At 57.4% G+C, this 18,700-nt stretch carries 24 protein-coding genes, 1 tRNA gene and 1 pseudogene; 15 read left to right on the top strand and 11 right to left on the bottom strand.

The window, feature by feature from the left end:
* The first annotated feature begins 401 nt into the window (after positions 1-401).
* A complete protein-coding gene (locus KHO49_RS16835) occupies positions 402-1,442 on the top strand; it encodes a gamma-aminobutyric acid-binding protein (protein WP_110652729.1) in 1,041 nt (346 codons plus the stop codon).
* Between the two features lie 117 nt (positions 1,443-1,559).
* Here the strand turns inward: KHO49_RS16835 and KHO49_RS16830 are convergent, their stop codons facing one another.
* The 3 genes from KHO49_RS16830 to KHO49_RS16820 form a co-directional block, all read right to left on the bottom strand.
* Positions 1,560-2,438: a response regulator transcription factor gene (locus KHO49_RS16830; RefSeq protein ID WP_213665399.1), complete on the bottom strand. Its 879-nt coding sequence runs from the start codon at positions 2,436-2,438 to the stop codon at positions 1,560-1,562.
* A 77-nt stretch (positions 2,439-2,515) separates the two neighbouring features.
* Positions 2,516-3,931, bottom strand: a complete 1,416-nt coding sequence (locus tag KHO49_RS16825) for an aminotransferase (RefSeq protein ID WP_110652769.1) — start codon at positions 3,929-3,931, stop codon at positions 2,516-2,518.
* 58 nt (positions 3,932-3,989) lie between these two features.
* Positions 3,990-5,090 carry a polyamine ABC transporter substrate-binding protein gene (locus KHO49_RS16820; RefSeq protein WP_213665398.1) on the bottom strand — a complete coding sequence of 367 codons (1,101 nt, stop codon included), beginning with the start codon at positions 5,088-5,090 and terminating at the stop codon, positions 3,990-3,992.
* A gap of 394 nt (positions 5,091-5,484) precedes the next feature.
* Here KHO49_RS16820 and KHO49_RS16815 point away from each other — a divergent pair.
* The 5 genes from KHO49_RS16815 to KHO49_RS16795 all read left to right on the top strand — a co-directional run bounded on the left by KHO49_RS16815 (position 5,485) and on the right by KHO49_RS16795 (position 7,928).
* Positions 5,485-5,558, top strand: a tRNA-Cys gene (locus tag KHO49_RS16815).
* A gap of 223 nt (positions 5,559-5,781) precedes the next feature.
* On the top strand, positions 5,782-6,171 hold the full coding sequence (locus KHO49_RS16810; RefSeq protein WP_110652726.1) for a (deoxy)nucleoside triphosphate pyrophosphohydrolase: 390 nt from the start codon (positions 5,782-5,784) through the stop codon (positions 6,169-6,171).
* Positions 6,119-6,988 carry an HNH endonuclease gene (locus tag KHO49_RS16805; RefSeq protein WP_249735665.1) on the top strand — a complete coding sequence of 290 codons (870 nt, stop codon included), beginning with the start codon at positions 6,119-6,121 and terminating at the stop codon, positions 6,986-6,988. The genes KHO49_RS16810 and KHO49_RS16805 overlap by 53 nt, the downstream gene beginning before the upstream one ends.
* Before the next feature lie 13 nt (positions 6,989-7,001).
* Positions 7,002-7,190 (top strand): hypothetical protein, encoded by a 189-nt coding sequence (locus tag KHO49_RS16800; protein WP_146232962.1) that lies wholly within the window; start codon positions 7,002-7,004, stop codon positions 7,188-7,190.
* 201 nt (positions 7,191-7,391) lie between these two features.
* On the top strand, positions 7,392-7,928 hold the full coding sequence (locus KHO49_RS16795; RefSeq protein WP_110652724.1) for a hypothetical protein: 537 nt from the start codon (positions 7,392-7,394) through the stop codon (positions 7,926-7,928).
* A gap of 798 nt (positions 7,929-8,726) precedes the next feature.
* Here the strand turns inward: KHO49_RS16795 and KHO49_RS16790 are convergent.
* The gene (locus KHO49_RS16790) at positions 8,727-9,638 is read right to left on the bottom strand and encodes a bifunctional GNAT family N-acetyltransferase/nucleoside diphosphate kinase regulator (protein ID WP_213665397.1); all 912 of its coding nucleotides are present in this window, start codon (positions 9,636-9,638) and stop codon (positions 8,727-8,729) included.
* Positions 9,639-9,668: 30 nt separating this feature from the next.
* Here KHO49_RS16790 and KHO49_RS16785 point away from each other — a divergent pair, with 30 nt between their 5' ends.
* Both KHO49_RS16785 and KHO49_RS31080 read left to right on the top strand, forming a co-directional pair.
* The gene (locus KHO49_RS16785; protein ID WP_213665396.1) at positions 9,669-9,995 is read left to right on the top strand and encodes a hypothetical protein; all 327 of its coding nucleotides are present in this window, start codon (positions 9,669-9,671) and stop codon (positions 9,993-9,995) included.
* Between the two features lie 23 nt (positions 9,996-10,018).
* On the top strand, positions 10,019-10,357 hold the full coding sequence (locus KHO49_RS31080; RefSeq protein ID WP_249735819.1) for a hypothetical protein: 339 nt from the start codon (positions 10,019-10,021) through the stop codon (positions 10,355-10,357).
* A gap of 152 nt (positions 10,358-10,509) precedes the next feature.
* On the opposite strand, the gene KHO49_RS31075 is transcribed toward KHO49_RS31080, so the two are convergent.
* Positions 10,510-10,734: a hypothetical protein gene (locus tag KHO49_RS31075; protein WP_249735664.1), complete on the bottom strand. Its 225-nt coding sequence runs from the start codon at positions 10,732-10,734 to the stop codon at positions 10,510-10,512.
* Between the two features lie 264 nt (positions 10,735-10,998).
* Here KHO49_RS31075 and KHO49_RS16775 point away from each other — a divergent pair, with 264 nt between their 5' ends.
* The 3 genes and pseudogenes from KHO49_RS16775 to KHO49_RS16765 all read left to right on the top strand — a co-directional run.
* Entirely contained in the window at positions 10,999-11,358 is a 360-nt protein-coding gene (locus KHO49_RS16775) for a hypothetical protein (RefSeq protein ID WP_170003593.1), read from the top strand.
* A gap of 162 nt (positions 11,359-11,520) precedes the next feature.
* Positions 11,521-11,913 (top strand): VOC family protein, encoded by a 393-nt coding sequence (locus KHO49_RS16770; RefSeq protein ID WP_213665395.1) that lies wholly within the window; start codon positions 11,521-11,523, stop codon positions 11,911-11,913.
* A gap of 87 nt (positions 11,914-12,000) precedes the next feature.
* Positions 12,001-12,225: pseudogene (locus KHO49_RS16765) on the top strand (IS5/IS1182 family transposase); the annotation flags it as partial.
* Positions 12,226-12,305: 80 nt separating this feature from the next.
* On the opposite strand, the gene KHO49_RS16760 reads toward KHO49_RS16765, so the two are convergent.
* The 3 genes from KHO49_RS16760 to KHO49_RS16750 are packed head-to-tail and all read right to left on the bottom strand — an operon-like array spanning position 12,306 to position 14,344.
* Entirely contained in the window at positions 12,306-13,349 is a 1,044-nt protein-coding gene (locus tag KHO49_RS16760) for a hypothetical protein (protein WP_207166011.1), read from the bottom strand.
* Positions 13,350-13,385: 36 nt separating this feature from the next.
* Complete coding sequence (locus tag KHO49_RS16755; RefSeq protein ID WP_102863142.1) at positions 13,386-13,772, bottom strand: hypothetical protein; 387 nt, start codon at positions 13,770-13,772, stop codon at positions 13,386-13,388.
* An 11-nt stretch (positions 13,773-13,783) separates the two neighbouring features.
* The gene (locus KHO49_RS16750) at positions 13,784-14,344 is read right to left on the bottom strand and encodes a hypothetical protein (RefSeq protein WP_110596562.1); all 561 of its coding nucleotides are present in this window, start codon (positions 14,342-14,344) and stop codon (positions 13,784-13,786) included.
* Positions 14,345-14,506: 162 nt separating this feature from the next.
* Between KHO49_RS16750 and KHO49_RS16745 the strand changes: the two genes are divergently transcribed.
* Positions 14,507-14,986 carry a hypothetical protein gene (locus KHO49_RS16745; protein WP_213665394.1) on the top strand — a complete coding sequence of 160 codons (480 nt, stop codon included), beginning with the start codon at positions 14,507-14,509 and terminating at the stop codon, positions 14,984-14,986.
* A 142-nt stretch (positions 14,987-15,128) separates the two neighbouring features.
* On the opposite strand, the gene KHO49_RS16740 is transcribed toward KHO49_RS16745, so the two are convergent.
* On the bottom strand, positions 15,129-15,278 hold the full coding sequence (locus KHO49_RS16740; RefSeq protein WP_170003584.1) for a hypothetical protein: 150 nt from the start codon (positions 15,276-15,278) through the stop codon (positions 15,129-15,131).
* Positions 15,279-15,450: 172 nt separating this feature from the next.
* Positions 15,451-15,696, bottom strand: a complete 246-nt coding sequence (locus KHO49_RS16735) for a hypothetical protein (RefSeq protein WP_102882571.1) — start codon at positions 15,694-15,696, stop codon at positions 15,451-15,453.
* A 199-nt stretch (positions 15,697-15,895) separates the two neighbouring features.
* Between KHO49_RS16735 and KHO49_RS16730 the strand changes: the two genes are divergently transcribed.
* From KHO49_RS16730 to KHO49_RS16720, 3 genes are all read left to right on the top strand, one after another.
* The gene (locus KHO49_RS16730) at positions 15,896-16,399 is read left to right on the top strand and encodes a hypothetical protein (RefSeq protein WP_102863146.1); all 504 of its coding nucleotides are present in this window, start codon (positions 15,896-15,898) and stop codon (positions 16,397-16,399) included.
* A 75-nt stretch (positions 16,400-16,474) separates the two neighbouring features.
* Positions 16,475-16,708, top strand: coding sequence for a YceK/YidQ family lipoprotein (locus tag KHO49_RS16725; RefSeq protein ID WP_102882572.1), 234 nt, complete (start codon positions 16,475-16,477; stop codon positions 16,706-16,708).
* 122 nt (positions 16,709-16,830) lie between these two features.
* A complete protein-coding gene (locus tag KHO49_RS16720; RefSeq protein WP_213665393.1) occupies positions 16,831-17,283 on the top strand; it encodes an anti-virulence regulator CigR family protein in 453 nt (150 codons plus the stop codon).
* Between the two features lie 70 nt (positions 17,284-17,353).
* On the opposite strand, the gene fabF is transcribed toward KHO49_RS16720, so the two are convergent.
* Positions 17,354-18,622 (bottom strand): beta-ketoacyl-ACP synthase II, encoded by a 1,269-nt coding sequence (gene fabF / locus KHO49_RS16715; protein ID WP_213665392.1) that lies wholly within the window; start codon positions 18,620-18,622, stop codon positions 17,354-17,356.
* Positions 18,623-18,700 lie beyond the last annotated feature (78 nt).

Genomic DNA, 18,700 nt, shown 5'->3' with positions numbered 1-18,700 from the left:
TTCCCTTGCCTGTGCCTCACAAAAACCTCGTTTCGCAACGTTCCGGGTTATGGAAACAATGAACCCCTGCATACGCCTGCCCGACTGCCACGGGCGCCTGCGGCGATGCACTGCCGATCGATTTGTTCTTCCTACAAAAACAACAGGGAGCAAGCGATGAACCGCCATTCGAGCAAGACCGCGTCCGCTCACCCCGGACCGGTTGCAAACACTCCAAGCGAACGGGGCCACAGAGCCCGCAACGGTGACGATCCGGCTACCTGGCCTGTGCTGCCAGGCGCCTTGCACCGCTGACCAAGACTCGTAGTGCCTGGTGCAGTACCGCCCGTGAATACGGTCGCTTCCAGGCTCCTGCTGTGCGGGTTCGTGCGGGCGAGCCGGCTTTCTTGAGGATGGGTTTTATGTCCAACACCTTGCGTTGCGGCGTTGCATTGTCGTGGGTTCTGCTGTGCACCGGGGCTTGGGCCCAACCGCAGAATCTCACCGTCATTTCCTTTGGCGGAGCCACCAAACAGGCTCAGGAAAAAGCCTATTTCCAACCCTTCAACCAGAGCGGGGCGGCCCGGGTGGTGGCGGGGGAGTACAACGGTGAACTGTCGAAGATCAAGGCCATGGTCGATGTCGGCAAGACCAGCTGGGATGTGGTCGAAGTGGAGAGCCCGGAGCTGTTGCGCGGCTGTGACGAGGGCTTGTTCGAACCTTTGGACCTGGCTCGCTTTGGTGATCCGGCGCAGTTCGTCCCGGGCACCCTGAGCGAGTGCGGCGTGGCCACCTACGTCTGGTCGATGGTCATGGCCTTTGCTCCGCAAAAGCTGGCCAAGGCGCCCGGGTCCTGGGCCGACTTCTGGAACCTCAAGGACTTCCCCGGCAAGCGCGGTTTGCGCAAGAGCGCCAAGTACACCCTGGAAATCGCCCTGCTGGCGGACGGTGTGGCGCCGGCCCAGTTGTATCAGGTGCTCAACACCCCGCAAGGCGTGACCCGGGCCTTCGCCAAGCTGGATCAGATCAAGCCCTACATCCAGTGGTGGGAAGCCGGGGCGCAACCTCCGCAATGGCTGGTGGCCGGTGATGTGGTGATGAGCGCGGCCTACAACGGACGCATTGCCATGGCCCAGAAGGAGGGCATGCAGTTGAGTATCCTCTGGCCCCAGAGCCTTTACGACCCGGAGTACTGGGCGGTAGTCAAAGGCTCGCCGAACAAGGCCCTGGCCGAAGATTTCATCCTGTTCGCCAGCCAGCCCCAGGCGCAGAAGGTGTTCTCGCAGAACATTCCCTATGGACCGGTGCATCGTCAGGCACTGCCCCTGTTGCCTGAGGCGGTGCAGCAGCAACTGCCGACCTACGAGGCCAACCTGCGGGGCGCGCGGGCGGTGGATGCGGCGTTCTGGGTCGACCATGGCGAGGAGCTGGAGCAGCGCTTCAACGCCTGGGCGGCCCGTTGAACGCATCACTGATGCACTGAGGAAAAAAGGGCCTGCACAAGCTGTGCAGGCCCTGGTCCGATTTCCGGGACCTGACGACGTTTCCGAGTCGGCGGCGAGCTGGACACACCCGTCGGCTCAATGGGCGGGGGCTTGAGGGCGCTGGGTCAGCCAGTCGATAAACAACGAAAACAGCTCCGCCTGGGAACTGATGGCCAGCTTGGTATAGAGATTCTTACGGTGCATGCGCACGGTTTCCGGAGAGATTTCCAACACCTTGGCCGTGGATTTCACCGAGTGACCGCGCAGGATCAGGTGGGCGATCTCCCGTTCACGCACCGTCAGTAGCGGAGTGCCGAAGCTCATGAAGGCGGCTTCGATCTGTTGGTTGAGGTCGGCCGGAGCCAGGGCCGGCAGCGAACCCTGAGTCGCGTGTCGCACCAGTTGCTGCAGGCCGCCGGCACTGCCGAAACGACGGATCAGCTCGCGCACCAGCGGCTCCACCGCCCGCAGTAGCGCCAAGGGTTCGCTGGCGAAGCGTGCACCACTCAAGCCTTGGAACATGCACAGGGAAATCTTGCTGTGCGGGTCGAGGTCGACGATGTAGTAACTGTCTTCGGCGCCCCCGGTCTTGAGGTAGTAGGTCTTGTAGTACTCGCTGGCGAAGAAGTCGTCCGGGGCGATTTCCGAGAGGTGGTAGAAACCTTCCGCCAGACCGTTTTCCACCGCCAGGCAAAAGGGGTCGAGCAGGTAACCGCGGGAGAAATAGCGGTTGATGATCTCGTCGCGGTACGCGCCGACAATGCCTTGCTCATGCAGCAACTGGGGTGGCAAGCCTTTGCGTTCCAGGCTGATCATCATGGATTCGATGGGGGTCAGGGCATTCAGCGCTGCCGCCAGATGGCTGAGGAAGGCCTCATCGTCCACGCTCTCGAATGCCTTGGCCAAGCCGGCATGCCAGGCCTGCAGGGCATCGAGGGCGAGTGGGGCGTTGGGGGGATTGGCAGATGCGCTCATGCCCGGCAGTTTAACTGCCGGGCGCAGGCCGGGTAAGACCCCGATTTGCAGTGCTGTCGGTGCCCGTTGTCGATTCATCAACCCAGGTACTGGCCGTCACGGCGCAGCTCGGCGGCGGCCTCGAGGATGCATTCGCGCAAGGTATCGACGATTTCGTCGATCTGCGCACGGGTGATGATCAACGGTGGCGACATGACGTTGAGATGGCCGATGGGACGCACCAGCAAGCCCTTGGCCTGGGCTCGCAGGTGGATGCGTTCGGCAATGTTCAGGGCCTCCGGCAACAGGCTCTTGCTGTGCTTGTCGGCGACGAACTCGACGCAGGCCATCAGCCGCTTGCAGCGTACATTGCCGACCAGGGGCAACTGCGCCAGGGTCTGCAGGCGTTGCTCCATGTAGACCCCCACCTCCTCGACATGGGCCAGCAGGTTTTCCCGCTCGATGATCTCGATGTTCTTCAGCGCCGCGACGCAACTGACTGGGTGCCCGCTGTAGGTGAAGCCGTGGGTGAAGCAACGGCCCTTGCCCGGCTCGCCGATCACCTGCCAGATGCGTTCGGAGAAAATGCAGGCCCCCAGGGGCAGGTAGCCCGAGGTCAGGCCCTTGGCGGTGGTGATGATGTCCGGCTGCATGCCGAACACGTCCTGGGAGGCGAAAAAGGTGCCCAGGCGACCGAACGAGGTCACCACCTCATCGGCGACATACAGCAGGTCGTAGCGTTGGCAGATTTCCCACATCCGCCGGTGATAGCCCTCGGGCGGAATGATCACTCCGCCTGAGCCCATGATGGGTTCGGCGAAGAAGGCGGCCACCTTGTCCGGGCCGATGGTGAGGATCTTGTCCTCGAACTCGGCCACCAGAAAATCGAGGAAGTCCGCCTCGCTCATACCTGCCGGGGCACGGTAGTAGTTGGGGCAGGAGATGTGGTGAAACAGGTCGCTCATGAAGTCGAATTCGGGAGCTCGGTCGGCGGCCTTGTTGCCGATGGACATGGTCAGGAAGGTCGAGCCGTGGTACGCATTGATCCGCGAGATCACATGCTTCTTCTCATGTTTGCCACGACTGTTCTGATAGAACTGCACCAGGCGGTAGGCGGTGTCTACTGCAGTGGAGCCGCCAGTGGTGAGGAACACGTGGTTCAGGTCCCCCGGTGCCAGGCTGGCGAGTTTTTCACAGAGCTGGATGGCGCTGACATTGGCCATGTCGCAGAACGGATTGGAGTAGGCCAACTGCCGTACCTGATCGGCAATCGCTTCGGCCATTTCCTCGCGGCCCAGGCCGATGTTGGTGCACCACATGCCGCCGACCGCATCCAGGTAGCGCCGGCCGGCGGTGTCATAGATATAGGCACCGTCACCGGCAGCGATGTTCAGCGAGCCCTGCTCGCGGTGCTCGTCGAACATATGAAAGCCGTGCATGTAATGGGCCTTGTCGGCGGCCACCAGTTGTGGGTCGTCGAACTGTTGAAAAAAGGCTTCGGGTTGGATGGCCATGGGCTTCACCTCGGGTTGAACCATTGGACGCAACGTCCGTGGAATGGGTAGGCATGGATCACTTGCCGATCTTCACCATGTTCCAGGTGCGGGTGATCAGGCGGGTGCTGGCGGGAGACTGGATTTTCTGGGTGAACAGTCGCTCCCGGGTCTGGGCATCGGGGTAGATCGCCGGGTTGTCACGCACCTCGGCAGCGAGCAACGGGGTGGCCTTGAGGTTGGCATTGGCATAGCGGATGTAGTCGCTGACCTCGGCCATCACCTGCGGCTGCAACAGGTACTCGATAAAGGCATGGGCATTGGCCACATTCGGCGCATCGGCGGGAATGTAGAAGTTGTCGAACCAGATCAGCGAGCCTTCTTTGGGAATGAAATAGTCGAGCTTGACCGGTGCCCCCGCTTCATTGGCCCGGGCCTGGGCGGTGGCGTAATCGCCGGACCAGGTCGCACTCAGGCACAGGTCGCCATTGGCCAGGCCATTGAGGTAGCTGGTGGAGTCGAACTTGCGGATATAGGGCCGTATGGCCATCAAGGCATCTTGCGCGGCCTTGAGGTCTGCGGGCTCGGCGCTGTTGGGATTGCGCCCCAGCCAGGCCAGCACCAGCGGCAGAATGTCCGTGGGCGAGTCCTGCAGCGTCACTCCGCAATCAGCGAAGCGCGACACCACCTTGGGATCGAACAGCATTGCCAGGGAACCGATGGGCGCGTCCGGCATCCGCTCACGGATCTTGTCGACGTTATAGGTCACCCCATTGCTGCCCCAGGTATAGGGCGCCGAATACTGCACCCCGGCGTCGTAGTTCTCCAGGCTTGTCAGCACCTGGGGATCGAGATTCTGCCAACTGGGCAACCACTGCTTGTTCAGCGGCTGGAACACCCGCGCCTTGATCAAGGGCGGCACCAGCGCCGCATTGAGTACCACCAGATCGTAGCCGGAGCGCCCAGGCAGCAACTTGCCCTGGACGGTTTCATAGGAATCGAAGGTGTCGTAGATCACCTTGATGCCGCTGGCCTTCTCGAAGCCGGCGAGGGTGCTCTCGCCGATATAGTCCGACCAGTTGTACAGCCGTAGCGTCTTGCTAGCGGGCTCCTCGGCCTGCACCCAGGCCGCCGCCACTATCAGAACCACGCCAAACACCGCAGGGAATGCTGTACGCATGCTGGAATTCCGCCTTGAACCTGATGGGAGGAGCCCGGGTCGAGCCGTTGGCGCTACTGTCCGCGAGCGGCTGCACACACGCCATAACCCGATCGGGTAGGTGAGCGAGGAACAGGCAAGGGCGAGCTATCGGACTTGATTTATGCAATCATCCAGCCCCGTCGGCGACTTCGAGGCGTATTTGCCCGCCCGGAAACCTGTAGAAACAGCCCGGCAGAAAAAATATCGAATAGGAGTTGCCAGGAATGGAAAACATGTCCATAATTGCGACCATTCCTCAGCGAGGAAACGGAAAAACTCTTTAGAAATCAAAGAGTTGCGAGATGAGGTTGATCTCGAAAACCGTTCTAGTTTGTATGTGGCCAGTGTTGTTTTTCAGGCATTGGACATTTGGGGCCGAGTAGCAAAATGGTTATGCAGCGGATTGCAAATCCGCCTACGCCGGTTCGATTCCGACCTCGGCCTCCACCCTTGAAAACCCCGTAGATTAACGTCTACGGGGTTTTTTATTGCCTGGGATTTGGGCAATCACTTCCGCAGTTTTTTAGATCACTTCCGCAACTCGCCTGTTTTTGGCATCGCACTGAAGAGAATTTCCCTTCTCGGAGTGCGGACTGGTGATGGTTCTCGGCTAAGATGTTTTCCCTTCGTTCCTACGGATCTTTCTGACTTGGCGATAAGGAATCGCGCTATGAAAGCACCAGTAGCTGCCGCGGTCGTACATCTCGGCGGGAAAATTCTTATCACACGCAGAGCTCCAGGCCAGAAGCTGGCAGGCATGTGGGAGTTTCCTGGCGGCAAGCTTGAGCATGGCGAAACACCGCAGGACTGTATCACCCGCGAACTACTTGAAGAGTTGGGTGTTGAGTCCGACGCCGGCGAGATTCTCACTTCTTCGATTTATACCTATCCCGGCGGCACGATCGAACTGATCGCCGTCAGCGTCGTTTTGCAATCCACCCAATTTGTTCTGCAGGTACATGACCTGGTCGAGTGGGTAAGCCCTTGCGAATTGCTGCAATACGACCTTGCTCCTGCTGATGTTCCAATTGCTGAAGAGATCATCCGAACATATGGTTAATTTTGTTCCTCCAGTCCCAGGCTCTAATCTCAATAACGACGATCTGACGCAGTTGTTTCAATGCAGTCCGCAAGGTGGGATGCGCCGCTCAAATCGTACTAACACCCTCGTCATCGTTTCGAACCATGTGGCGTCCATTTATGACGATCGCTGGGTTAATGATGTGCTGCACTACACCGGTATGGGTCAGCAGGGTGATCAGTCGCTGGAATTTAACCAAAACAGAACGCTGAATGAGTCTCGTGCCAACGGCGTATCCGTGCATCTGTTCGAGGTATTCACTGCTAAAACCTATACCTACATGGCTGAGGTGGAGCTGGCTGATGAGCCTTATCAGGAGAGGCAGCCTGACGTTAAGGGGCGGGAGCGCTCTGTATGGATATTCCCGCTTCGCCTGAAGTCAGGTGCTCTGCCGGCCATATCAGATTCCACGCTGCAACAGCTAAACCAGGTGAAGGAGAAGCAGGCTCGTAAGTTGAGTGATGCGGAGGTGGAGGCGCTTGCTCGGCGACAGGGGCGGATCAGTGTCGGAAAGCGCAGTGCCAAAGTTATCCAGCATCAACGTTCAGCCTGGGTCGCGGAGCATGCCAAGCGCAGATCTAAGGGGCGGTGTGACTTGTGCCAAGAAGCTGCACCGTTCAACAAGAAAGACGGAGCCCCTTTTCTGGAGACGCACCACATTGTTTGGCTTGTAAAAGGCGGGGCCGATACGGTGGAGAACACTGCTGCGCTTTGCCCCAACTGCCACCGCAGAATGCATGTGCTGGATGATGATGCAGACAGGCAACTATTGACCGCACGTTTGAACGGTCTTTAATTCGGGAGTGGGCATGGAAGAAGAAATTAGTTTTGAGCACGAAGGTGCGACGTACACCAGCCATTACATTGTTCATGGAGACGACTTGGTCGTTTATCTTCCTGATGGCAGCCAGCGGACAACTACTCTTCGTGGGCTTGACCCTCAAATGGCAGCACTGACTCACTTGCGTGGTTTTGTACTGCGTTTGAATAAGGCTTGAGTGGGTGCTTTGTGTGCTATGTAGTGTCTTGGTTCTCTGGCTAGAGCAGCATTCAGATCGCGTTGGATCACGACTGTTTTCGGCCAGAAGCAGTCATTCAATGCTCTACAAAATAAGGGGCGCTTCAGTTTGCTGCTCGGTTGAAAAGGAAATCCAAAGGACTTTGGGTTTCTTTGGTGTTTAGATTTTGGAGAGTTATCGGTGTTACAGACGTTGTGGGTCTTGCTCAATTGGGAAGACTGGGAGTCACTTGCAATAGCTTCTATCCCATTTCAGCTATTTGTCTGGGTTGGGTCAGCGCTCACAGTGCTGATCCTGCGTTTCCGTGGTCGCATTCCTATCTTCTGGGCTAATGTGTTGGCGGGCGGGGTTGCGGGTTTGGTAGCTGCGCAGATTTGCATGATGGCGGCACCCTACGCACTTGATTACAAGGCTTACCGTGAGAGCGTTCGGCAGTTGGAAACTCAGGAGCGCTTACAGCGACAACGGGAGTCGCCAGATGTTAATGCGCAGCCTGTTGAGTTGGCGGGGGGGATGGCAGGACTTGAGTCGATGAAGATTTTAATGGCACTTGTTTCATATCGGGCTGACTCCAAATACCCCCAAGAGAGTGACCAGCAACCGGAAGAAAAGGAACTTTTACAGCCCCAAAAAACATCGCAGACTGTTGACGTTCAGTCTGTAAGCAATCCTGAGAATGCTCTAGGAGAGGTTTCAGATTCTTCAGGCTGGCGATAACAGTTTTTCAGAGGAGCCTCGCACAAGCGGGGCTTTTTTCTGCCCGGAGTTTCTCCCTAATGAAATTAAACCCTGTTGTTGCCCGGTTGCGGGCGACTTGTCCGACCTTTGCCCATCGGGTCAAGGGCGGCATTGATTGGATGCTGTGGCGGAAAGCGCGAAGTTGGATTTGCCTGCCGAATACGTGATCGCTTCCGCAGATGCGACAGACGATAACCTGGCACTGAGCACCATGGTTCAGCGAATCACGGACCAGTTCGCTGTGGTTGTCGTTCTTGAGGCAACGGATGAACGAGGGTAGGGCGCCGGCTTGCATCACCTAGATCTAGAATTTAAGCGCTTACGCAAACATCTCGACACGTGCAAAGGCCCTGAAGGCATGAGGGTTTGTGACCTGGCTGGTGCCGCCAGAGCCAGATGCCTGCGACTCTTATTCAGCCCAAAAAAGAAAAAGAAGAAAGGTCGCAGTGTGATCACTGTCGGCGGCGGTGCTTTCGGTCTTGGGAGGAGGCCGCAAGCATTAAATTAGTCAGTTTCCTATTTGCTCTTCAATGCTGTAGGCGCCGCCCTCCGTGACCGGTGGTGGTAATTTGATTTGGGGGATTACGGGAATCTGTCGACTTAGAGAATTCAAATTGTCGTAGGAGCCGGCTAGATCCGTTCTACCGACTCCTGCTTTCGCAACTGGCTCCGCGCCCACCCTTGACCCCACAACGAGCCGTTCAGGCACAGAACGTGAGGCACTGTCCTTTGGGGAGTCCTCGCGTCTGATGGGTGAACACCGAGGGAAAGACGCAACTATAGGTGGAAATCGCCCGCAGCCTCCGGCTGGTAAAGCACTTTCCTGATCTCAATCCGGCGGGTCCGATCAGAAATCCGCCAGTCGATGGTGTCCCCCTCCTGATAGCCAAGGATGGCGGCGCCTATATCGGAATAAACGGAATGCTTCCCTGCGTTGCTGTCCGCGTCTTCCGGGTAGACCAAGGCCACTTCGATCTCTTCGTCGTCCAGTTGCAGCAAGGCCTTGGAGTTCATCGTGACCACATTGCGTGCAACCTGCTGCGGCTTGACGACAATGGCTCGCTCAAGCTCATGTTCGAGTTCAAAAACGGCCGGGCCTTGCTCGAGCGCGATCAGGCTCTCGAGCCTGGCCTTGTCGATTTCGGTGATGTAGATCTCAGTGGAGTCGGCAACGGTACCTTCGCGCAATAACTGGAGATAGCGCCCGGCCGTCATGGAAAATGATTTCAATGTCGGCGTTTCGCTTTCAAGCAGAAAGCCGCTGCGCTGAAAGGCTTTCAGCGAGCGCGTGTTGTCCGGGTGGATCTTGGCGATGAGCTTCTCGGCCCGCATGTCGAGGAAGGCCAGTTTCATGCCTTCGCGGATGGTGCGAGCGCCAAGGTTTCGGCCCCATTTGTCGCTGTCTCCGATGACCAGAACTATCTCGCAATTGGAGCCGGTCTTGATCAGACGGACAAAGCCCACCGGCGCGTCATGCCGGTCATAGGCCATGAAAAATCGGCCGCCCCGGTTGAACAGATGGGTCAGGATCGGCAATTGAGTTCGATCGATGACTTGCTCGATGGAGCGAGAGACATCGCGTGAATCGCTCAGATAGCAGGTAACGCGCTCATCCTCCAACCAATCCATCAACGTCAGCGCGTGCGCACGAGTAATTTCAGGGCACAGCGAAATGAAAGGCTTGTTCATCTTAACCACACTTATTAATGGAAGCCCTCGATGGCTATGGTCATTACGGTTCGTCGGCAGCCGGCCATTCTAAGATATACCGCGAGTAATGGCGAATATCCCGGCGAGTTCGAGGAAATCATCGTTTTGCCGAGCACGAGCCAGTCAAGCGCTCAAGCCTCGATGAAGCCGACTATATTCAGAATGATCAGCTCTGTATCGTTCTGCCCCTTGATGCGGTACCACACCAGCCGAGACACCTTTCTGGTGGAAGTCGGCAAGAAAATGAAGTTCGGCGAAGAGAGGACTCGTCAGCTCTGGAGGGCCTGCATGGCTTGGATGGACGGTGCTCTGGAGGTTCGTCGAGAGGCCGCGTAGTTCCTTTCAATTATGATCTTTGAGTGGAGTTTTCTATCAAGGGAGGGAAGGGGAATGTCCAGTTCAGGAGGGTCATCAGCCAAATATCGAAGGCAAACTTTTGGCGCAGTCTCGGTAGGTCGGGCCAAGCCACGAGCGGCAAAGCCCTTGGCTCCGTCACCATCACCCGCGGCGACGTGAGCCGCTATCAGTTCCGCCTGGCTGCGTTTCAGCGCAGCACCGCCGATGTGCGCCTGGAGATGCCCGGCCTGGCCGATCTATTCTTTGAACGTATGTTTCCTCTTGGCTGCAATAAAATCTTGAAAGCTTTTAATAAAGCTTTGTCTTATGTCAGGCAATATTTTTTTAGAATCAGAAAGTAAAGATAGATAGGTGTTGTGTCCCCTGTGCCTTCCTCTATCCAGCGCTCTTCAGTTTCAAAGAAAAAAAGAACACAGCGTATGAGAAACGCAAAGTTTTCATCTGATTGACGGTGCTGTTTCTCTACCGCCCAGAGTTCTAGTACAAGCTTTCTTCAGAGATCTCCATCGCTTTCTATACGCTCTCGCAGGATACTTTCTTCGATATATGGAATCAGCACCTTCAACTTAGAATCAGAAATGGTAGCAAGTACACCACCGTCAATCAGACTGAGCAAATAGCGAGCGTACTGACGTGTCATTTCGCCGAAAGACACGCTCGCTTCAAGTAACGCCTCCTCAAGGCAATCAAACTCTTGAACCTCCAGGCTATCAATCATTATACAGCTCCATCTTTTACTCTTATCGCGCAGCAGCAATCGGCCTAAAGCGGCCTGAGCAGATTCGGGAAGGGGTTCGAATCCCTATTTTTGCAACCCTGGTTGCATTTGGCGAACTGGTTGTTGGCTAGTGAGGTGAGGTTGTGGGGCAAAAATGATCAATCCATACGCCAAACTGAATCGCCCCTGCGCATCGTGCAGCTCGGGCACCGTCGATGTTGGTTAGAATAGCGTGTTGAAGTCTATTGCTCGCAAGGGAATCCAATGAGCACTGAAAAGCCAGAGCTTTTGTTCATCCTTCAAAGGTTTCTAGATAATGTTTATGAGAGGGCTTCGAAAAGTCAGAGTGTTTTACTCAAAAGGAATCATGGCCACTACACATACGCGGATGAAATACTCTTCGTCTACGTGACGATCTTCCCTAAAGAGGTTGAGCTTGTTTTTGAGAGCAAGCAGGTAAGTAGCGGGGTTTTTAGTATTGCTTTGGATATGTGCATGTCCAGTGGAGAAGTACTGGCTGGCGACCTGCTGTCTCTGAATGGGAGATGCGAGGAGATCAGCGCGGCATTGGCTTCGCAAGAAGACTGGGTGTTGGCCCTGTTGTTAAAGTGCTTGGGCAACTGAGTCTTTTTTCAGGAGCGTGGAGTTTATGCAGTGACCGCTCCTGGCCCAGAGTGTGTAAAAACAGCTTCCAAGACCGACGGAGTATGTTTCAGGAGAGGAGTTGAAAACAGCCTGGAAATTCTTGGTATGGTGCGATAAGGCTTCCTCTTATTAGGACAAAAAATGATTTCACATGTATTCATCGGAGTGAATGACTTCAATCGAGCACTTGTGTTTTATCAAGGGGTCATGCAGATGCTCGGACTTGAGCTCAAGTTCACAGACCTTGAACGCCCATGGGCGGGCTGGAAACACCCCGACACTGCACGCCCTCTTTTCGTGGTGGGCAAGCCGTTCGACGGCGAATCTGCGGCGCTAGGCAATGGACAAATGATTGCTCTGCTGGCACCTAATCGACAGATCGTAGACAACGCCCATGCCTTGGCGTTGGCATTGGATGGAACATGTGAAGGCGCTCCGGGCTTGCGACCCGAATACCACCCGAATTTTTATGGGGCGTATTTTCGAGACCCTGAAGGAAACAAGCTTTGCGTCTGTTGTCACGATCCGGGGTAGGTCAAGTGTAGGATCTATTTTTGGCCTGAAGTCGTGAACAAAACATTGTCGAGTACCCCGGCGCCTGGAGCGAGAGGCTCAACGCAATTTCACCAGGCCAAACTGAAGCGGCGAATGGAAGAAATTGAATCGAGCATCAACCGTTACCTGACGGCACTTGATGCTGCCGATCGGCAGGAACCAACAGTCTCCGAGCCCAACGCCGTGCGGCTGGAAGAGAAAATCGCCAAGTTGAAGACGCAAATGAAAGAGCTTCAAGCAATTGAAGTTCAGCTCAACGAATCGCCGGACCTGAAAGCAGCCGTTCATGACTGACCCCTTTTGAGCATTGGAAGCCCCTAAGAAATCAGTTCCGCAATCAAAATCCTGCCCCGCATACCTCCGGACTTGCCTTACTTGGACAGCGACAACGGCACACCCCAGATGGGATCTTCCATGCCTTGTTTGCCCAGCGGCGTGATCTGCATGGGCTGGAGCCTGGACAGCAGTTGCCGGTGCTTCTCGCTCAGGTTGCGCTGCTCGATGAGGTGCTGCGAAAAGCTCATGGGTGCCGGCCAGGTGTAGACGGTCAGGTTGTCGAGCGGACACTCGATTTTTTTCGGATCGATCGCTCGGCACTTCGACTGCTGGTACTTGTAGCCAGGGGTCTTCAGATGCATGCGCGGGGCCAGCAGCAATTGCCCGCCCTGGATGGTGAAACTGGCGAGCGCCTTGTCGACCGGCAGGCGCGCCTGGACCTTGATCGCGGGAATGTCGCGAGAGTCGGTCTGTTGGTAATAACCGGCCGGGGAGCCCGCCGTCGTCTGGGTATATTGCTGTTCACCCCAGCTCACGCAGGCACCCGAGGCCCTGACTACAGCGGTACAGACACGCTCGGTCTTGGTCTCGCTGCCATAGGTAGCGTCCTTCCAGACCTCTTCCCTGTAGTACTCGCGATACAGTTCGGGGGACAGGTAGGCGGTCCCGTTGGCGCCACGGCCTGAACCGGGTGGACCGCTGCGGGCGTCGACCTGGTCAAGCAAACCGCGGAGCTGGTAGTCATCGCCGCCGGTCAGCAAGTATTTGCCGGGTGGCAGGATATGCACCTCGAAGGCCTTGAACAGGTAGGTTTCGCCAGGCGGTCTCTGCAGCGCGTTGGTCTGGAACTTGCGGCCGAAGGTCACCTTCGGATCTTTCTCGTATTCCCAGATCACCGTTGGCGTCCATTGCGTCATGGTCAGCGCATCGCTCAGCGACTTGTGCGGCATCACGTCCGCCACCAGCACTACCGCCATGTTCGCCTTGAGTGCTGCGTCCACTTGGTCCAACAGCTGCGCGTAGCGCGGATCGTCCATGCTGCCGTAGGCACCCGAATCGAGATCGGAGACGCAGCCGCAGAGAGATAGAGAGAGAAGCAACGCCGTGGGAAGGGCAAAACGCAGTCGGAACAGTCTCATGTATCAGTCCTTGAACTATCTATGTCGGGCCAGCCACTAAGGCGCCAAGGCCACGCCCGTGCAGCGGCCACGAATGGAGAAGTCCTTGATCTGTCTGGCCTTGTCGACAGTCATGGAGAGGGTGCAGCCGCTCGTGTGAGTGACATCGTCCCAGTAGTTAGTGTGGACCATCACGCCGCCCTGCATCTCACTGGAGCTGCCGACCACTTCCTTTTTTACGTAGGAAGTGTCGCGGTACCACTGCATTTGCACTTCGCTGCGGTCGGGCGAGGGCTGCATTCGTCCGGGCGGGCCGAAGAAGTCGATGGCTTCCTTGGCATCGCGTCCCTTCCATTGCTGGCCGGCCCTGTATTCCGGGAGGGTGGGAATGCAGCCGCTCAGCAAAGGCAACAGCAGGCCGAGGGCAAGTAGGTGCCGGGTCATGACGGCCTCCTTCATTGCGGGCTGTTGCCGAGCATTGCGTCCAGGCTCTGCACGGCCTCGCTGTTGGCCTGGATGCCGTACAGTTGCTGGAACATGGCCTGGACGGTCTCGACCATGCGGCCGGCGGCCATTTTGCCCATTGGCAGCATCTGGTTGTTCTCGCGGTTGCCTGCTGCGCAGACGAAGGCGAAGGTGCGTTGCAGCCAGTAGTCTTTCGGGGCGATCCAGCCCTGGGCAGTGGTCACGTCCTTCATGGCGTGATCGAAGCGGCGCATGGCGCGGGCGCTGTCGAAGCGCACTTTGCGCTCCTTGCACTTGTACTGGATCTCGTAGGCCGCCAGCACGGGCATCGCCGGGTCTTCGAAGATCTGCATGATCATGGCCGACTGCACCCCCTGGGGCTTTTGCAGGATGCCGGCGGCATCGGCGACGAATACCTCGTTGTGGTAACGCTCGCCCTTGCCGTAGACGATCCAGTATTCACCTTGAGGCGTGGCGAGTGCCGTGCCGCTGGTACACAGCAGGATGAGTGATAGCGGCAACCATCTGGCGCGGGGGAATGGAATCGCCATGATATTTCCTTCCTTGGTGGGGCTTGTCCGTGGCCGCATGGGACCGTCCAGAAGAAGGAATATAGGTCTGGCCGGCAGTAGCGGTCGATTAGGGCGGATGTGCTAATGGCGCATTGCCGTTATCGATCGGGTCAACGAAACCTGTGAGTGGCGGTCGTCTGCATGATCAGAACCTTGGGCATGCACAGGTGCGGTGTTAAAGTGCCGCCACTGAAAAGGGAGAGCGGGATGCGGGGCCAGATACTGGATATCTCGACAGAGGTCGAATCGTTGCTCCTGCAGCTGGGGGCATCAGGCCGAGGTCTGCATGAAAAACTGAGTTCCATTGAGGGAATGATCAGCCCGCCAATGGCGAAAAAGATCCGCTGGATTGCGAGCGTGCGCAACAAGGCGGTTCATGAGCGTGTTGTCGAGGTGGATCTTGAAGACTTCAGCAAGGGCGGGGCGCAAGTAGTCGCTTATCTGAAGCAGCTTGTTGCTTCGATCACACCTAAGCAGACCCAGCACAAAGAACCGCAAGGTTCGCCTGAGCCAGGCAAGTCCTGGGCCGAGAAGGATGGTTGGGAGAAGACCAAGACGGTCGGTACCTATATGGCGGCCGGTGCAGCTGTGGTCGCTTGGTTGTTCATGTCCTCCAAATGAGTCTTCACGATTGCTTATGGCCCGGTTCTCTTGCCGGGCTTTTTCGTTTTCGGCGGCCTGATGCTGGAAACTGTGGTTCTGGAAAGACGCGGTATTGCTGAGTATTGGGCGTTGTGTCACTGAGTGCTGAGTTGCCTGACCATCACATCTCAATGGTCGGCATGGTGCTTTTGCCGCAACTTATCAGTTGTCCCGCCGTGACCTGCAGTCCAGTTGTTGGTTTTGCCGCGTACCCGGCAAAGAAGCCAACGGACACCAAGGCAATGTAGAGGACGGTTTTTCTCAGGGCCATGCTGGCACTCGCTCACTGTTTGATAGGGAAATGCCCAGCACTGATCCTCATTGTGGGAAAAGGTTCCAGGTGACCGATTTTGCGCGTGCTCCACTAGGGGCGATGCAAGCTCGGCCATTGGCGGTGATTCGGCCCCGGGCTCAACTTGCCACGGGGTGGCAAGTTGCTCTATTCAGCAAAGGCTATCGGCTGGAGAGGGTAGGGACAGGGGTGGAAGGCCCATGTCGCGAATGGCCGCGGCGAGTTTGTCCTGATAGATCGTCAGAATGGAGTAATCCAGCTTTTGGGTGATGTTGGCACCGCCTGCGCAATTGGCCAGGAGTTCATCCAGGGCGCCGGCCACCAGGTCTGCGGTGACTTGCAGGACATTCAATCCAAAGCGGTTATCGACAATGACCAGATTCGTTAAGTCGTACATACAGCCCCTATGGTCACTGTGCTTATGAGTAGTGGCGATGAGCCATGCATATTTTAGCTAAACGGCAGGTGCGCTGTCATCGGGAGAAGATGGGCGGTGTCGCGGGCTGATAGGCGTTTGCGCTTCTGAATTTTCAGCACGCCTGTGGCAGCCCTGTGTACCATTGCTGCCCGCGAAAAAAGCACCAGAGGCAATCTGCATGCTGATATTGAAAAAGGGCGACAACCAGGGCTTGAGGGTAGGGCCGCGCTGGCCGTCCGCAAAGGTGTTGATGGAGCGCGAAGTCTTTGTGCAACTGCTCAAGGTCCAGTCCAGCCTGCCGCGTTCGGTGCAGTTGCTGGTGACCCGGGGCTACGAGCGCAAGAGCAGTTACCTGGGTTTTTTCAGGACGCTGTCACGCTGGCTGGGGATCAGGTTGTTCTGCCTGTGTTATCCGGGGCGTAAAGAGGAGCTGGAGGATATCTTCGGTTCCAATGGCCATGATGTGGATGGCACTCATATCGATGTGTCCATTGTCTTCAATGGCAAGCGCCTGCGCTTTTTGCCACTGGGGGTGTTTACCCCGCCGGCGCGCCAGCAACAGTTGCAAGGGCGGTACTCGGCTGTCGTTGATGAGGTCAAGAACCTGTTGAAGCGTCACGGTTTCGAGATTCATCGCAATCACACGGAAAGCCTGCAGATTCATTGCGACTACAAGGCCTGATAGCCAGCAACCGCCGTCCTGGGCTCGGCTGCCGAGTCCATAGCGCTCATGTCATGAACGTAATAAGGAAGTTATGTGTTGCGAAGTCTGTTGTTGCTGGTGTTGATCTTTGTCTTGAGTGGATGCACGGCCCTGATGACTCGCACTACTCCCATGAGTTGCCCCTATATCGGCGTGCGCATGGATTGGGCATTGGCTAAGGAGAACAACGGTGTGCTCTGGCCTTTTCTGGCGTTGGATGCTCCATTCTCCGGCGTGGTGGATACGCTGATGTTTCCCTTCGAGTATCAGTACAGCTGCACGCTTTGATCTTGAGCTGGCCGATGACCTGCCGCTCACTCATGGCGGCCTCTATGTGTCTGACCTTCGATCACTGACAGAGACGACCGTCTACAGTTAAGTGTGACCTTGGCTTCCTAAAGAGAACCGACATGCTCAAGTCTCGCTCGTTGATCGCTGTTCTTACCGGCGTGCTCCTGGCTGGCGCTTCCCCTCTGGCATTGGCCGACCCCGGAAATGGCAAGGGGCAGGGGCATTCCAAACACAGTTCTCAGGGTGACCAGGGGGGGCATGGCAAGGGGAAGAAGTCAGGCGCCGATGACTGGAGTCATGGCCCCAGTGTCGATCGCGGCAGTGTCCTGGGCATATTGGGTGGGCACCGTGACTACTGGAGCCCGGGACCGGCACTGCCTCCAGGCATTCAGAAAAACCTGGCTCGGGGCAAACCTCTGCCCCCGGGAATTGCCAAGAAGCTGGACCACCGGCTATTGGGGCAGCTTCCTCGCTATGACGGTTATGAATGGCGGCAGGCCGGAACCGACCTGATTCTGGTGGCTATCGCCAGCGGGATCATCTACGAAGTGCTCAATGACGTCCTCAACTGATTGGCGGGCCTGTTGAGGTTTCAGCCTGTCGTGGCTGAAATCTCAACATCGAGTCCGTTTTCTCGAAGCGTTATTGCCAGCGCTTGAACAGCACGCTGGCATTGACCCCACCAAAGCCGAAACCATTGGACAGTGCGTATTCCATGGCCATTTTGCGTGCCTGGTTGCGCACCAGATCAAGGCCCTCGGCGGCGCTGTCCGGGTTGTCCAGGTTGAGGGTTACGGGCGCGATCTGGTCACGCAGGGCGAGGATGGCAAAGATCGCCTCGATGCCGCCGGCGGCACCCAGCAGATGCCCGGTGGCGGACTTGGTGGCGCTGATGGCCAGGCCGCTGCCGGTGCCGAATACAGTCCTGATGGCAGCCAGTTCGCCCTTGTCGCCCACTGGCGTGGAGGTGGCATGGGCATTCAGGTGCTGGACCTGAGAGGCTTGCACGCCGGCCTGGCGCAAGGCTTGCTGCATGGCACGCCGGGCGCCGTCGCCATCTTCCGGACCCGCGGTCATGTGGTAGGCGTCGGCGCTGGTGCCATAGCCCACCAGCTCCGCAATGGGCTGTGCGCCCCGAGCCAGGGCATGTTCCAGCTCTTCGATGACCAGCAGTCCGGCGCCTTCACCCATGACAAAGCCATCCCGTGCCTGATCGAAGGGGCGTGAAGCCCGTTCCGGGGTGTCGTTGTACTCGCTGGACAGCGCGCGGGCTGCGGCGAAGCCACCCAGGCTGACCCGATGGATCGCCGCCTCAGCTCCACCACAGACAGCGATGTCGATTTCACCGGCGCGGATCATCCGCGCGGCGTCGCCAATGGCCTGGACTCCGGCAGCACAGGCAGTGACTGGCGCTCCCAGTGGTCCCTTGAGGCCGTGGCGGATCGAAACGTGACCTGCCGCCATATTGCTCAGGAATGACGGAATGGTGAACGGTGACAGGCGCCGCGGGCCCTTGCTGTCGGTGGTTCGCACGGCATCGGCGATGGCCGGGAAGCCGCCTACACCAGAGGCAATGATGGTGGCTGTACGTTCCTGTGCATGAGGGCTATCGGGTTTCCAGTTGGCCTGGGCCAGGGCTTCTTCGGCCGCTGCCAGGGCGAAGAGGATGAAACGGTCCATCTTGCGCTGTTCCTTGGGGGCCAGCAGCCGGTCCGGGTCGAAGCCTGCCTGGGGATCCTCGAGCGCGCCGGGCACCTGGCCGCCAATGGTGGTGGGCAGATCCTGGATAAACTCTTCGGGCAATTGACGGATTCCGGATTGTCCCGCCAGCAGGCGCTGCCAGACCTGCTCGACCCCACAACCCAGTGGAGTGATTGCGCCCATACCGGTGACTACGATGCGTTTACTCATGCGGGTCCTGCTCCTTCAGTTGCTTTGCGTGGGGAACAACGAAACGTGGACGATACTATCATCATGAAAGTAACATCC

Origin of the sequence: Pseudomonas sp. RC4D1 (assembly GCF_018390395.1) — a bacterium.
In the GTDB taxonomy this organism is placed as follows: Bacteria; Pseudomonadota; Gammaproteobacteria; order Pseudomonadales; family Pseudomonadaceae; genus Aquipseudomonas; species Aquipseudomonas danubii.
The sequence above is the reverse complement of the archived record's forward strand: the minus strand, read 5'-3'. Positions and strand labels throughout refer to the sequence as shown.